The sequence below is a fragment of the Sorangium sp. So ce296 genome, from assembly GCF_051529605.1.
GTDB lineage: Bacteria > Myxococcota_A > Polyangia > Polyangiales > Polyangiaceae > Sorangium > Sorangium cellulosum_D.
Genome location: NZ_CP150325.1, coordinates 6,378,687 through 6,392,723, shown reverse-complemented (window position 1 = coordinate 6,392,723; position 14,037 = coordinate 6,378,687). Strand labels below are relative to the sequence as shown.

Here is a 14,037-nt window from a genome sequence, read left to right as displayed (position 1 = left end):
TACCGTGCGACGGCCCTCCGGGAGCGAGCTCCTCGGGGCAAGAAAGCGTGGATGACCCAATGCGAGAACCGAACTATCGACCTCACCATCTCCGGACCGTATCGCGCCTCGTCGAGCGGCTGAGCGCGGACCCGTGCTCCGTGGCCGTCATCGTCGGGGGCTCCCAGGCGAAGGGGCTGGCGAAGGAGACGTCCGACATCGATTTCTTCTGGGTGGTCACCGAGGAGGAGCAGAGGCGGCGTCACGCGACCGGCGAGCTCGTCTACGTCGCCTCGGACGAGGGCCTCGTGGACTATCCGGGCGGGTACGTCGACGGCAAGATCGTCAGCCTCGACCTGCTCCAGAAGACCCGCGAGCGCGGCAGCGAGCCGGCGCGCTCGGCGTTCCTGGGCGCGACGGTCGCCTGGTCGCGGCTCCCGGAGATCGACGGCCTGGTGCGCGCGATCTCGGCCTATCCCGAGCACGAGCGCGCGCACAAGATGCTTGGCTTCATCGCCCAGCTGGAGGCGATGCGGTATTATCTCGAGTCGGCGGAGCAGCACGACAACCGCTATCTCCTGACCTGGGCCGCGGCGCGCGCGGTGCTCTTCGGCTACCGGCTGATCCTGGCGCACAACCGCATCCTGTATCCATACCACAAGTGGGTGAGGGCCTTCGTGGCGGACGCGCCCGACAAGCCGGCGGATCTCCTGCGCCTCGCCGACGAGCTCATCGGCGCGCCGGGCAAGCGCACGGGCGAGGCTTTCTGCGGCGCGGTGCTCTCGTTTCGTGACTGGGAGAGACCCGCCCAGTGGCAGACGCGGTTCATGGAAGACTCCGAGCTCAACTGGCTCCATGCGCCGCCTCCGCTGGAGGACGCGTGAGGCAGCCCCGCGGGCCGGGCCACAGGCGGCGAGGACGCGAGGGCTCCCCCGGCATCGGCCCGTGTTGTTCGCCTACCTGTGCGCATATCTGTGCACAGAAAAACTCCGAAAACTCCAAAAACGCCGAAAACGCCAAAGCCGGCTACGACATCAGCAGAAATGTACCGGGGTAGCCCTGTCCCTGCGCCCAAACTTCTTGCTGGAGACCAGGGGATCTGGTTAAACTCCCGAGCTCAACTTCCTTCCGTTCGACCTTCGGACATGGTTGGGCGCTCGCAGGAGTACTCAAGATGCGACCGACGGCAAGGTGTGCGTCGCTGCTCGGCCCGAAGGCGTCCGAAGCAGCTTGTAGCCGAGGTTTTCCGATGAAGATGTCAACGAGGGCAGGAGCGCCGCTCCTGCCGGGCAGTTGCAGCCATCGAGTCGGAGAATCGCGCTCCTGGTTGAGGGACTCGAGGGCTCTCTCCGCCGCCTCCCTCCTGATGCTCGCGGCGTGCGCCGAAGGCTCCAGCCTGGGCGGCGACGGCGGAGGGGGCGGGGGCAGCCCGACCTCGACCTCGATCGGCGTGACCAGCTCGAGCAGCGTGGGCGCCTCGGTGTCGACCTCGGGCAGCACGACCAGCTCCGCGACGAGCGGCACGTCCGGCTCCGGCGGCGGTGTCGCGAGCACGACGGTGAGCAGCTCGGCAGGCGGGGACGGCGGAGCCGGCGGCATCGGCGGGGCCGGCGGCGCGGGCGGCGAGGGCGGCGAGGGCGTGACGAGCACCACCGCGAGCAGCTCGGTCAGCACCACCGCGAGCAGCACCACCAGCGCCACCGCGAGCAGCTCGGTCAGCACCACCGCGAGCAGCACCACCAGCGCCACGACGGGCGTCGGCGGCGGCAGCGCCACGAGCTCCACCACCGCGAGCTCCACCACCGGCGGGGCGACCACGCCGGCGCTCGAGCTGCAGTACGCGGCGAGGGAGACCGGCGCCGAGGCCCAGCAGCTGTCGTTCAAGGTCCGGATCAGGAACACGGGCGCTGAGCGCATCGCGCTCAGCGATCTGACGATTCGCTACTGGTTCACGGCCGACGTCGAGATGGTGGATCTCAAAAGCGAATGCGACTTCTCCGGGGTCACCGGCGGGTGCGCCAACGTCACGAGGGCGTTCCGCGCGGCGTCGGGCACGGACGCGGATCACTACCTGGAGCTCGGCTTCAGCGCCGCCGCAGGCAACATCGATGCGGGCGCCACGTCCGGAGAGTCGCAGATCCGCATCTACAACAGAGAGGTCTACGACCGCATGACGCAGACCGACGACTACTCCTTCGAGGCGACGACGGCCTGGACACCCTCGATGCAGATCACCGTCTACCACGACGGCGAGCTCGCCTGGGGCGTAGAGCCCTAGTCAGCACGACACCTCCTCCCCGACGGCCGGCCCGGGCGAAACACCTCGCGAGCGCGCTCCTCTCGCCCGGCGCGCCGGACACGGATCTCCTGGCAGATCCCTCGCCGCCCGGACCACGACGGCCGTATTTCCAGACCATGTCCGTCTCGGGGACACCCCTGCACGCCCGTCGTTGCGCTGTGGCAGCCTGACACGCCGCGCGAGCACGCCACACCCAGCAACGCGCCCTCGCCTCTCCGGCGTTGCCGCGATGTAACCAAATTTCCAGGCAATTACGTCCTGCCGTGGGCCCCGAGGGTTTCTGCTCCGTCTGGAGACGGACAGCGCTGGCGGCATCATCCTTGAATAAGCAGCGTCCGGACTCTCAAATCTATGGACGCTACCGCGCTCGCCCCCCATCCGCCCCCGTCATCCCACATCCGGCCGTCGCAGGCCCCGAGCTCGCAAGATCCGCCGCGGAGCGGGCCGCGGCTCGGCCTCGGCCGGTTCGAGACGCTGAAGCGGCGCGCCGCAGGCACGCCGGGCCTCGTCAGCTTCGCGGGCGGGCTGCCGGCGCCGGGGGAGTTCCCGCGCACCAAGCTCGCGGCGTCGTTCGTCCGCGCGCTCCAGACCCCCAGCTGCCCGGCGCTCCAGTACGGCTGGCCCGAGGGCGACGAGGACCTCCGCTCCTGGATCGCCGGGCAGCTGCGGCGGCGCGGCGCCAGCGTCGCCGCCGACGACGTCATCGTGACGAGCGGCGCGCAGCAGGCCGTGTCGCTCGCCGCGCAGATGCTCCGCGGGCCGGGCGCCAGGATCGGCGTCGACCCCGAGAGCTACCCCGGGGCGCTCGAGCTGTTCCAGGCGCTCGGCGCGACGGTCGTCGACGACGGGCGCCACGTCGACGCCCACTACCTCATGCCCGCCGTCTCGAACCCGCGCGGCCGCAGGATGTCGCCCCGCGAGCGGGCCAAGGTCCTGTCGACCCTCCGGCCCGTCATCGAGGACGACGCCTACGCGGATCTCTGCTTCGACGGCCCCGCCCCGCGGCCGCTCCTGGCCGAGGCGCCCGATCGCGTGTTCCACGTCGGGACGTTCTCGAAGACGCTGTGCCCGGGGCTCCGCGTCGGCTGGCTCGTGCCCCCGCGCGCGCTCCGTGCCGACGTGCTCAAGCTCAAGCAAGCCGCCGATCTGCAGGCGGCCAGCTTGCCGCAGGCGATCCTGGAAGACTACCTCCGCAACGAGGACTTCGATCAGCGGCTCGTGCGCCTGCGCGAGTTCTACGCCCGCCGCGCCGCCCGCATGGAGCAAGCGCTCCGCCGGTACCTGCCCGGCTGGAGGTTCGAGCCGCCGGCGGGCGGCTTCGCGATCTGGGTCGAGCCCGACGCCGAGCCGAACGAGGCCTTCTTCCTGGCCGCCGCCATCGAGCACGGCGTCGCCTTCGATCCGGGGTCGCTGTTCCGCGCGAACGGCGCCGTGACCCCGTTCGCCCTCCGGCTGTGCTTCTCGTCCGTCGAGCGCGACGAGGACCTCGACGAGGGGATCCGCCGCCTCGCGCGGTGCTGGGCCGAGGTCGCGTAGCGCCGCACGCGCCCGCGATCGCGGCCAGCGCCGCGCATCGCCCTCGTCCTCCCCTTCCCGGGCTTTTCCGGCGTCTCCCCCGCGGCGGGCGATTTCCCGCCTCGCGGCGCGGCGCGTCCGGCGTCGACAGACCGATCTTCGGCCCCAGAGATCGCGTCGAGGACATGATCACCTGGACCCGCCGCGCGACGCTCCGCGGGCGCCTCGAGCGCCTCGCCCTCCTGGCCCTCACGCTGGCGGCCCTGCTCGCGTCCGCGCCCCCCGCGCGCGCACGCGAGATGTTCTTCGATTACGGAGATCACTCGAGCGCCGAGGAGGCGCTCGAGTTCTCCGGGCTCCACCTTTCTCGCATCGTCTATTCGGAGCTTGGATGTCCGAGCCGCCCGGTATGGCTGACGCTCGACGCCACGCAGGGAGAGACGCTGCGCGTGCAGCTCGGCGTGCCGGAGATGGACGCGCTCCGCCGCGAGCGCCCCTCCCTCGCGCTGCTCGGCCCCGGCCTGCCCCGGGCCGCGGCGCTGCCCTTCGCGGCGCCCGCGGGGCTCGGCGCGCGGCTCTTCTCGACCGGGAGCGCCCGCGCGCCGGAGGTGGTCCGCGAGCCCGTCACCGGCGCCCGCTCCTGGCTCCTGCTCGAGCTGCGGACGGAGGTGCCGGAGACCGGGAGCTACCACCTGGTCGCGTGGAGCCCGGAGGCGCGCCGCGTGCGGCTCTGGATCGCGCTCGGCGACGCGCCGAGCGAGGAGCTCAGCAACGTGGACGACCCCGAGGAGCGCGCGGTGGCGTTCCACCAGCCCTCGACGGCGCCCGATCTCGGCGCGACCTGCGCGCCCGGTCGCCCCGCGCGGCCCGGGGACGGCGCCTCGGCGGCGGCCTGCGCGCACGCGGCCGGCCCTGCGCGCGGCGCCCTGCCCGGCCTCGCGGCGGCGCTCGCCGTGGCCGCGGCGTGGCGCGCGCGCCGCCGCGAGCGCGCGGGGCGCCGCGGCGGGCCGGAGCCGTGACCGGCGCCGCGGCCGGCGTCGCCGCGGCGCCGCTCACTGCTCCAGCGCGCCGCCCGGCTTGTGCGGGACGGGCGGACGGCGCTCGAGCAGCTCCCGCGCCGCGGCGCGGACGACCGCGGGCACGTCCGCCGCCGCCGCGAGCTGCAGGAGCTCGGGCCGCAGGAGGAGGCGCACCATGGGCACCGCGATCTCCGGCGGCGCGCCCGGGTTCTGCACGATCGCCATGCGCACCCGCGCGCGCTGGGGCCACTCGGGGTGCCGCGCGATCTCCGTCATGACCTCCGGGCTCGCCGGGCGCCGCGCCGCGAGCCGGACGACGTCATCCTCGGTCAGGCGCGGGTTCGCGAGCAGGTTGCGGATGACGAGCGGGTGCGGATCCCGCAGCAGGGCGTCGAAGGCGGCGCGCGTCGGCCGCCGCGCGAGCGCGCGCCGCTCGCCGAGCGTGAGCGCGCGGCCCGCGCCCGAGGTGGCCACCTGGCGCTCGTCGGGCGCCGGCGAGGCCGGCTGCGCCTCGCGCCGCCCCGCCTTGCGGCGCAAGAGCCGCGAGAGCGACAGGAGGGCGAGGGAGGCGGCGAGCTCCCGGAGCTGCGCGACGCGCGCGGAGAGCGCCGGATCCGCGAGGACCGGCACGACGGCGCCGAGCACGTCGCGCGCGGCGGGGTCGGCCTGCTCGGCGTCGCGGCACAGGTCGTCGAGCGCGCGGGCGACGGCGGCGGGCTCGGCGCGCAGCATCTCGCTCCGCAGGAACGCGACCCGCAGCCGGAGCTCTTTCACGGAAGAGACGGCCCGCCTCCATCGCTCCGCCAGCGGATCCACGCGCTCATGTTACTCCCCGCCGGCCCGGTGTGCAGCGCGTGCCCAGCATCTCGCGATGCGCGATGCGCGATGCGCACTACGCGAGGCGCGGTTATCCTGCGCCGCGCCCGAGGGGGCGGCGGAGGCCGTGCCCCGCTCGTTCACTGGGGCCGGCGGAGGCCGTGCCCCGCCTTGAAAGGGAGGAGTCGCATGTCCGAGAAGGTTTCGTTCCCCGTGAAGGATGGGTCCTCGGCGACCGGCGAGATCGTCTGGCCGAAGCAGGGCGGCAAGGCGCCCGCCGTCGTGCTGATCCAGGAGTGGTGGGGCCTGAACGACCACGTCCGCTCGCTGCTCGATCGGCTCGCCGCCGCCGGGTTCGTCGCCCTCGCGCCCGACCTCTACCACGGCAAGGTCACCAAGGACGCCGCCGAGGCCAACCGGCTCATGACCGAGCTCGACAAGCCGCGCGCCCTCGAGGAGATCGCCGGCGCGGTCCGCTTCCTGTCGGCGCACGAGCGGTCGAACGGCAAGGTCGGCGTCATCGGGTTCTGCATGGGCGGCGCGCTCAGCTTCGCCGCCGCGGCGACGATCCCGGAGCTCGCGGCCGTGGTGCCCTTCTACGGCGTCCCGAGCCCCGCGCCCGACTACACGCGCGTCAAGGCGCCGATCCTCGCCCACTTCGCCGCGCGCGACGGGTGGGCGACGCCCGCCGCCGCCGAGGCGATCCGGAGAGAGCTCACCGCCCGCGGCCAGTCCATGGAGCTCCACGTCTACGACGCCGACCACGCGTTCGCGAACGACACGCGCCCCGAGGTCTACAACGCCGATGCGGCCAAGATCGCGTGGGAGCGGAGCATCGAGTTCCTGAAGCAGCACCTCGGCTGAGCGCTGCGCCCCGGCGCCGCCCCGGAGGCGGCTCGCCGCGCTCCGCGCCCCGCGCTGGTCAGACACGGACCGCCGAGCCGCCGCATTGCGACCGGGTCGGCCTTCTTTGCCGTCGCGCAACGAACCCTGATATAGACGCCTACATGGCCCTCCCCCCGGTGCTCCCGGGTTCGACCCACCAAGCGGAGTCGCCGATCGACCGAGCGCTCTCGCTCGCGCTCGCAGGAGAGCGCGACGCCGCGCTCCGTTGGGCCGCGGCGCTGGTCCGGCACGACCCGACCATGCCGTCCGCGCTCTGCCTCTGCGGCCGCCTCCTCGGCGAGCTGAACCGGCACGAGGCCGCGCGCGAGGCGTGCGCCACCGCGGTCGTCCGCGCGATCGATCTGGAGAACCTGCCGCTCGCCGTGGCCGCCGCGCGCGAGAGCGAGCGCTTCGGCGGCGATCCCGGCCCGGGCCTCGACCTCATCGCCGAGGCCTTTTGCCGGGACTCGCCGCGGCTCGGCGAGGGCGCGCCGCCGCCGCCGCCCCTGCCGACCGCCGAGGCGTTCCAGCCGCTCGCGTCCGTGCTCACCGGCGCGCTCCTGCTCAACAAGGCGACGGAGATCATCCACGACGCCACCCGCAGGCTCGCCGCCCAGACCGACCACCCCGGGATCGCGCCCCAGCCGGTCTTCTCGTCCGTCGGGCGCGACGCGCTCCGCGCCCTGTGCGCCGCGTTCACGCCCATCTGGGTGGCGGCGGGGACGACCGTCATCGAGCAGGGCGCCGCGCGCAGCGAGGCCTACTTCGTCGCGCGCGGCGAGCTCGAGGCCCGGCGCCGGCGCGGCAGCGAGGCGATCGTCCTCGCGCGGCTCACGAACGGCGCCATGTTCGGCGAGATGGCGCTGCTCTCGCGGGCGCCGCGCACCGGCAGCGTCGTCGCCACGCGGCCGTCCATCGTGCTCGAGGTGAAGCGCGACGCGATCGACGAGATCGCCCAGCGCGAGCCCGAGGTCGGCCTGGAGCTCGCCGCCTACTGCCGCGACCGCATGGTGGAGAACCTCGTCCGGATGAGCGACGTGCTCCGCGTCGTCCCCGACGCCGACCGCCCCGCGTTCGTGAAGCGGTTCCGCACCCGCACATTCGAGAAGAACGAGCGGCTCCTCGTGCAGGACGAGCGGCCCCCCGGCCTGTTCCTCATCGCCTCCGGCGAGGTCGCCGTGGTCCGGCGCGACACCGCCGACGACGCGCACCTCGAGCCGCTCGTGCTCACCACGCTCGGCCCGGGCGACGTCGCCGGCGAGATCGCGATGGTCCTCCGCCGCGCGGCGAACGCCGACGTGATCGCCGTCCACCCCACCGTGGCGCTGTACCTGCCGGCCACCGAGTTCATGGGTCTGGTCGAGGATCACCCGGCCGTGCTGGCGCAACTCTACAAGCTCGCCGTCCAGCGCGACGAGGAGACCACGAGCATCATGGCCGAGGAGGTCTCCGTGGCCGAGGACTTCGTGCTGATCTAGGGCGCCGAACCGCTCGAGAGACGAAGAAATGCGCCATGGTTGGGCAGAGTTTTTGTTGTTGTTCCCTCTCTGCCTCTGTGGTTCAAACTCTCTGTTGCGCGGCGTTTCAACCTGTTCGGTGGTCTAGCAGCGTCCTGCGAGCCCGAGGTACGGGCGTCGATTGACGCTCCGCGCCATGGCCCGTAGACTTCCGGTCTATCCGTTGTTCTTGTTGATCAGCACTGAACAATTACCAGCGTAGGGTAGGCCACGCGCGCACGACAGGTCCTGCGACAATGACGACGAAGGCGTTCGGGCTGGAGGGACAGGTGCTGGTCGGCCGGTATCGGCTGATCCGCCCGCTCAGCTCGGGCAGCATGGGCACCGTCTGGCGCGCGGACGATCTCACGCTGGGCTCGCCGGTCGCGATCAAGATGCTCGGCCCGCTGTACGCGAAGGACGAGACGGTGCGCGCGCGCTTCTACCAGGAGGCGCAGGCGGCGGCGGCGCTCCGCAGCCCGCACGTCGTGCAGATCCTCGATCACGGCGTCGACAACGACGTCCCGTTCATCGCGATGGAGCTGCTCGAGGGCGAGGACCTCGCGCACCGGCTCCAGCGCGTCGGCCCGCTCTCGCCGGCCGAGACGGCGCGCATCTTCGCCGACGTCGCGCGCGCGGTCCGCAAGGCCCACGACGCCGGCATCGTCCATCGCGACCTCAAGCCCGACAACATCTTCCTCGCCCGCGACGACGACCGCGAGGTGGCCAAGGTCCTCGATTTCGGCGTCGCGAAGACGCGCCTGTACGGCAGCGAGGGCCTGGGGACGCAGGCCGGCGTGCTCATCGGGACGCTGCCGTACATGAGCCCTGAGCAGGCGCAGGGCGCGAACGTCGATTACCGATCGGACCTGTGGGCGCTCGGCGTCATCGCCTTCGAGTGCGTGTGCGGCCGGGCGGCGATCACGGCCGAGGCGCCCGGCGCGATGATCCTCGAGATATGCAGTGACCCGCTCCCCGTCCCCTCGAAGGTGGCGCGCGTGCCCGTGCCGCCGGCGTTCGACGACTGGTTCCTGCACGCGTGCAGCCGCGATCCGAGCGCGCGGTTCCCCTCGGCGACGGCGATGGTCGAGGCGCTGCGCGAGGCGCTCCTGCCGGGCGGCGAGGCGCAGGAGGCCGGGAGGGCGTCGCTGATCTCCGCCCCCGCCCCGGCCCCCGCCGCCGCGGGCGCCGCGCCGAGCTCCGTCCCGCCGGCGGACGCGGCGCCGGCATCCGCCGCGCCGGCATCTCCCGCGCCGGCGTCTGCCGCCCCAGCGTCCGCCGTACCGGCATCTGCCGCCCCGGCGTCCGCCGCGCCGGCGTCCGCCCCGCCGGTCTCCGTCTCGCCGGGCGGCGGCGCGGCCTCGCCGCCGGTCGTCGACGAGGGCGCGGAGGTCGACTGGCCGCCTCGCCGCGTCGCGCCCGTCACCGCCCTCGTGCTCGCCCTCGCGGCTGCGGTCCTCGGCGTGGCGCTCTTCGTAGGCTGGCGCGCGCTGGGCAGCGACCCGACGGCGCGCCAGCAGCCGTCCGGCGCGGCGTCGTCGAAGGCGCCCGCGCTCGAGGCGCAGGCGGCCGCTCCTCCGGCGAACGCGCCGCCGGCGGAGGCAGCTCCGGCCAGCGGAGCGCCCGAGATCGCGCCCTCCCGCGAGGCGACTGCGGCGGCCGCCGCGGCGCCCTCGGCCACGGCCGCCACGGCCGCCGCGGCGCCCCCGGCCGCTGCCGACAGCGCCGCCCCCGCGCGGGCCTCCCGAGCGCCCGCCGCGGCCGCATCGTGGGCCGCGTCGGCGCCCGATCGGCCGAGCAAGGCCGCCCCGTCCGCGCAGCGGACCAGGGCCGCGGCCGCGCCCTCGGCCTCCAGCGCGGCGCGGCCCTCGGCCTCCAGCACGGCGCGCCCCTCGGGCTCCAGCCCGCCGCGGACCAAGGCCGACCGCCTCGGCTTCTGAGGAGACGCATGCACCCGCGCTTGAGGGCCCTCGGCACCGCCACCGTCGCGTTCGCGCTCGCGCTCGCCGCCGCGCCCCCCGCGCGCGCGGCCGACGTCGACCCGGCCACCGTCAACGCTGCCCGGGCGCTCGCGGAGGAGGGCCTCGAGCTCTACGACCGGGGCGAGTACGCGGCGGCGCTCGACAAGCTCGGGCGCGCGGAAGAGCTGATCCAGGCCCCCACGATCGGCCTGTACGCGGCGCGGTGCCTCGAGCAGCTCGGTCGCCTCATCGAGGCCTCCGAGCGCTACCTGCAGGTGAGCCGCACGGCGCTCGAGGCCTCGGCGAGCGACGTCTTCAAGGCGGCCGTCGCCGACGCCGAGAGGGCATATCGCGATCTCAAACCGCGCATCCCCAAGCTGGCAGTCGGGGTGCGCGGCGCCCCGGAGCGCGAGGTGCAAATCACCGTCGACGGCAAGCCGATGCCGCCCGCGCTCGTGGGGGTGAGCCGGCCTGTCGATCCCGGCAAGCACCTCGTCGAGGGCGCGTGGGCGGGCCGGGTCGTCCGGCAGGAGGTCACGCTGGCGGAGCGCCAGGAGGCGTCGATCGCGCTCGCGTTCCCCGAGGTCCGCCGTCCCCCCGCCCCCGCACCCGCCGGCCCCGCGTCGCAGGGCGTCGCGCAGCGCGTGCTCGGCTGGTCTGCGCTGGGCACGGGCGCGGCGGCGCTCGTCGTCGGCGGCGTCACGCTCGGCGTGACCCTCGCCCTGCGCGGCGATCTCATCGACCTCGGGTGCACCGAGAAGGTCGAGTGCCCGGACACGCCGAAGACGCGCGACAAGCTGGGCTCGTACAACAGCACGCGCCTCGTCCCCGCGCCGGCGTTCATCGTGGGCGGGGCGCTCGCCGCTGGCGGCGCGGCGCTGCTCCTCACGCTGCCGGCCGCGGCGAAGCCCAGGGACGCGGCGGTGCGTCCGTGGATATCGCCGTGGGGCGCTGGGATCACAGGGGTGTTCTGATGAGACGCAGCGGCTACTTGGTGCTCTTCGGCGCGCTCGGCGTGGCCGGCGCGCTCGGCGGATGCTTCGACAAGGGCGTGATCGCGATGAACGGCGGCGGCGCGGCCGGCGCCGGCGGGGCGGCCGGCCTGGGCGGCCTGGGCGGCGACGGCGGCGCGGGCGGCGGCGTCGGCGGGGCGACGACGAGCGCCTCCACGGGCGACGAGCAGCCCTGTGTGTCCTGTTATGACGGCCCCCCCCTCACCTTGAATGTCGGCGAGTGCAAGGACGGCTGTCTGCGCGACGGGGTGTGCGTCGATCAGGTGGTCCCCACGGCCGAGGGGTGCGCGACGGAGGCCATGGACGAGAGCTGCGACGGTGAGCCGAAGTGCACCGGAAAGCTCGAGTGGAGCCGCAAGATCGGGGAGAACGGCGCGCAGTACGGCCATGACATCGCCTTCGACAGGGAGGGAAACCTCCTGGTCGCGGGGCGGTTCACCGGGAACGTGGGCTTCGCCACCGACCAGGGCTCGACCGACGCCTTCGTCGTCAAGCTCGACCCGACCGGGGCCAGGATCTGGGGCAAGGCGTTCGGGGGGAACGGCTCGGATGCCTGCACCCGCCTGGCGTACACGAAGGACGGCGGCGTGATCGTGGCCGGGACCCACGACAACACCCTCCGTATCGACGGGACGCCGCTCGACAACGACTCCGGCACAGACGACGTGTTCGTGGCGAAGCTCGATGCGAACGGCGGCCTCGACTGGATGAATAGCATCAGCGGCTCCGCGGACGACACGGTCCAGGGGCTCGCCGTGGACGCCGAGGGCAACATCTTCGTCGCTGGCAGTTTTGTCGATCGGGCGACGGTGTTCGGCGTGGAGAACCTGGTCAGCTCCGGCGGAGAGGACATCTTCGTCGCCAAGATCGACGCGGGGGGGAACCACGTCTGGAGCGTCAACTTCGGCAATCGGAGCGAACAGGTCGTCCTCGACGCCGCGGCCACGCCCGATGGCGGCGTGGTCCTGGTCGGCAGCCTCGCGGGGGACATGAGCTTCGGGGACAAGCCCGTCAGCCCCCGCGGCTACGACGCCTTCCTGGTCAAGCTCGACAGGGACGGGGTGCCGCGCTTCGCCAAGAGCTTCGGCGATGACATGGCGCAGGCGTTCGTGTCGGTCGCGGTGGACGCCCAGGGAGGCATCGTCGTCGCGGGGGATACCTACGGAACGATGAACATCGATGGATCCACGTCGCAGTATCGCGGAGGGGCCGACGCGGTGGTCGCTGCCTTCGACGCCGAGGGCAAGCCTCGCTGGAGCCGTCAATTCGGGAATCAGGAGGATCAGAAGGCGCTCGGGGTGGCGGTGGACCAGGCGGGCAACGTCGTCGTGGTCGGAGAATTCGCGCGCTCGATCGATCTCGACTCTCGGCACCTCGAGTCCCGCGGCGACAGGGACGCTTTCCTGGCGAAGTTCACACCGGACGGCACGACGGTCTGGGCCATCTCGTTCGGCGATTCGATGACGCAGAGCGCAGCGGACGTCGCGGTCGGCGCGCTCGGCGTCATCGCGCTGACGGGCAATTTCGAAGGCAGCATCGATCTCGGGGGAGCCCCGCTGGCGAGCGTCGGGGGCCCCGACGCGTTCGTCGCGAAGCTGCAGCCCTGACGTCCGCCCCGCGGCGACGCGCGCTCCGCCCCCCCGCTGGCGCCCTTCCTGCATTCCTGCGGATCGAGGTCTGCTCGCCGCCGCATGCTCGTGCAGCCAAGCTCGAATCGCGGGAACCGTACGGGAACGCCCATGAAGTGATGGCGTGGCCCTGAGCATGCGCCGACCGGCATTCCAGTGAAGATGCGCCGGTACACATCCATTGACATCTCTCGATCGTTGATCACACTTGCGCGAGGCCTCCTCGCGCTGCGTTGAGCAAAGGCGGATCTCCGTACCCGCAAGCAGCACGAGCGTCCGACGCGCGGGGCAGGACGTCCGGTGGACCAGGGGGACACATGGAGGTCCGGTGAGAGCTCCATGTACCAGAACAACTGATCCACCGGATCGAGCGCGACCCGCCTCTGGATCCTCTCGAGATCTCCTGCGTCGCTCGCATTCGAGCGCTTTCCGGGGGCGCGCGCGGCGCGGTGGCGAGCTCCTCGCACCGGGCACCACATTTGCCTGCCGAGGAACCGCTCACGGAGGAGGAGGTCTCGCGCGATGATCAACACTCAAGAGAGGCCGGGGTCGCTGCCCTATACCCCCGTCACACCAGGGGCGCTGCCCTATACCCCCGCCACGCATGCTCAGGGGACGAGGACGGGCGTCCACGCGGCGGTCCAGGTCAGCCCCAGCATCGCGCCGGTGGCGGCCAGCCCCAGCATCGCGCCGGTGGCGGCCAGCGTGCCGCCCATGTCGTCCTCCTCGGGGGACCTGGACCGCGAGCTCGAGGCGCTCGCCCAGGGCGTGCGGCAGAAGCGGCGGAGCCGGCTCGCGGTCGGCATGGGCCTGATCATCGCGGCCGCGGCTGCGGTCGCGGTCACCACCTTCGCCGGCAAGGTGAAGGAGGCCGAGGCGGCCCAGGCCGAGGCGGTCGCCGCGCGCATCGCCGAGCAGGACAGGATCGCGCAGCTCAACCTGGAGCTCGAGGCGCGCAACAAGAAGATCTCCGAGCTGACCCTCGCGCTCGACACGGCCAAGAGCGACGCCGAGAAGGCGCAGAAGGCGTTCGCCGCGTACAAGGCCGCGGAGGAAGCGAAGGCTGCGGCCGAGGCCGAGGAAGACGAGGCCGACGCGAAGACGTCGAAGCTCTCGCCCAAGGCGGCCGCGGTCAAGGGCGGCCGGTCGGCGCCGGCCAAAGCCGCGCGAAGCGCCCGCGCGGGGGTGGCGAAGAAGGGCAAGTGCGTGTGCAAGCAGGGCGACCCGCTCTGCGGCTGCCTGTGAGCGGCAGCGCGCCGCCTGTCCCGTGAGCGGCAGCGCGCCGCCTGTTCCGTGAGCAAAAGCTCGCGGCCCCTCCCCCTCCAGACCCGCTGACAGGATGACGACACCGGCGCAGGCCGCGCGGCGCGGGCCGCGCGGCGGAACCGGGGTCATGGCGGCCGCCGAGGCGCGCTGCGCCGGAGAG

The 14,037-nt window shown here is 73.2% G+C and carries 11 protein-coding genes; 10 read left to right on the top strand and 1 reads right to left on the bottom strand.

Annotated features, from left to right (window positions below):
- The first annotated feature begins 59 nt into the window (after positions 1 to 59).
- The 4 genes from WME98_RS23755 (at position 60) to WME98_RS23740 (ending at position 4,812) form a co-directional block, all read left to right on the top strand.
- Positions 60 to 863 (top strand): nucleotidyltransferase domain-containing protein, encoded by an 804-nt coding sequence (locus WME98_RS23755; RefSeq protein WP_061629859.1) that lies wholly within the window; start codon positions 60 to 62, stop codon positions 861 to 863.
- A 443-nt stretch (positions 864 to 1,306) separates the two neighbouring features.
- The gene (locus WME98_RS23750; protein WP_437953335.1) at positions 1,307 to 2,257 is read left to right on the top strand and encodes a cellulose binding domain-containing protein; all 951 of its coding nucleotides are present in this window, start codon (positions 1,307 to 1,309) and stop codon (positions 2,255 to 2,257) included.
- A gap of 372 nt (positions 2,258 to 2,629) precedes the next feature.
- Positions 2,630 to 3,814 carry a PLP-dependent aminotransferase family protein gene (locus tag WME98_RS23745; RefSeq protein ID WP_437335265.1) on the top strand — a complete coding sequence of 395 codons (1,185 nt, stop codon included), beginning with the start codon at positions 2,630 to 2,632 and terminating at the stop codon, positions 3,812 to 3,814.
- Between the two features lie 164 nt (positions 3,815 to 3,978).
- Positions 3,979 to 4,812: a hypothetical protein gene (locus WME98_RS23740; RefSeq protein WP_437953334.1), complete on the top strand. Its 834-nt coding sequence runs from the start codon at positions 3,979 to 3,981 to the stop codon at positions 4,810 to 4,812.
- Between the two features lie 33 nt (positions 4,813 to 4,845).
- On the opposite strand, the gene WME98_RS23735 is transcribed toward WME98_RS23740, so the two are convergent.
- Positions 4,846 to 5,586 carry a hypothetical protein gene (locus WME98_RS23735; protein ID WP_437953333.1) on the bottom strand — a complete coding sequence of 247 codons (741 nt, stop codon included), beginning with the start codon at positions 5,584 to 5,586 and terminating at the stop codon, positions 4,846 to 4,848.
- 231 nt (positions 5,587 to 5,817) lie between these two features.
- Here WME98_RS23735 and WME98_RS23730 point away from each other — a divergent pair, with 231 nt between their 5' ends.
- From WME98_RS23730 to WME98_RS23705, 6 genes are all read left to right on the top strand, one after another.
- On the top strand, positions 5,818 to 6,492 hold the full coding sequence (locus WME98_RS23730) for a dienelactone hydrolase family protein (RefSeq protein ID WP_437953332.1): 675 nt from the start codon (positions 5,818 to 5,820) through the stop codon (positions 6,490 to 6,492).
- Between the two features lie 143 nt (positions 6,493 to 6,635).
- Positions 6,636 to 7,991, top strand: coding sequence for a cyclic nucleotide-binding domain-containing protein (locus tag WME98_RS23725; RefSeq protein WP_437953331.1), 1,356 nt, complete (start codon positions 6,636 to 6,638; stop codon positions 7,989 to 7,991).
- Positions 7,992 to 8,266: 275 nt separating this feature from the next.
- Positions 8,267 to 9,949, top strand: a complete 1,683-nt coding sequence (locus tag WME98_RS23720; RefSeq protein ID WP_437953330.1) for a serine/threonine-protein kinase — start codon at positions 8,267 to 8,269, stop codon at positions 9,947 to 9,949.
- Between the two features lie 8 nt (positions 9,950 to 9,957).
- Complete coding sequence (locus WME98_RS23715; RefSeq protein ID WP_437953329.1) at positions 9,958 to 10,944, top strand: tetratricopeptide repeat protein; 987 nt, start codon at positions 9,958 to 9,960, stop codon at positions 10,942 to 10,944.
- Positions 10,944 to 12,590, top strand: a complete 1,647-nt coding sequence (locus tag WME98_RS23710) for an SBBP repeat-containing protein (RefSeq protein WP_437953328.1) — start codon at positions 10,944 to 10,946, stop codon at positions 12,588 to 12,590. The genes WME98_RS23715 and WME98_RS23710 overlap by 1 nt, the downstream gene beginning before the upstream one ends.
- 543 nt (positions 12,591 to 13,133) lie before the next feature.
- Positions 13,134 to 13,856, top strand: coding sequence for a hypothetical protein (locus tag WME98_RS23705; protein ID WP_437953327.1), 723 nt, complete (start codon positions 13,134 to 13,136; stop codon positions 13,854 to 13,856).
- Positions 13,857 to 14,037 lie beyond the last annotated feature (181 nt).

Coding starts and splice junctions, on each gene's coding strand:
- WME98_RS23705 (WP_437953327.1), top strand. CDS start 13,134: ATGATCAACACTCAAGAGAGGCCGGGGTCGCTGCCCTATACCCCCGTC.
- WME98_RS23755 (WP_061629859.1), top strand. CDS start 60: ATGCGAGAACCGAACTATCGACCTCACCATCTCCGGACCGTATCGCGC.
- WME98_RS23745 (WP_437335265.1), top strand. CDS start 2,630: ATGGACGCTACCGCGCTCGCCCCCCATCCGCCCCCGTCATCCCACATC.
- WME98_RS23725 (WP_437953331.1), top strand. CDS start 6,636: ATGGCCCTCCCCCCGGTGCTCCCGGGTTCGACCCACCAAGCGGAGTCG.
- WME98_RS23740 (WP_437953334.1), top strand. CDS start 3,979: ATGATCACCTGGACCCGCCGCGCGACGCTCCGCGGGCGCCTCGAGCGC.
- WME98_RS23720 (WP_437953330.1), top strand. CDS start 8,267: ATGACGACGAAGGCGTTCGGGCTGGAGGGACAGGTGCTGGTCGGCCGG.
- WME98_RS23715 (WP_437953329.1), top strand. CDS start 9,958: ATGCACCCGCGCTTGAGGGCCCTCGGCACCGCCACCGTCGCGTTCGCG.
- WME98_RS23730 (WP_437953332.1), top strand. CDS start 5,818: ATGTCCGAGAAGGTTTCGTTCCCCGTGAAGGATGGGTCCTCGGCGACC.
- WME98_RS23710 (WP_437953328.1), top strand. CDS start 10,944: ATGAGACGCAGCGGCTACTTGGTGCTCTTCGGCGCGCTCGGCGTGGCC.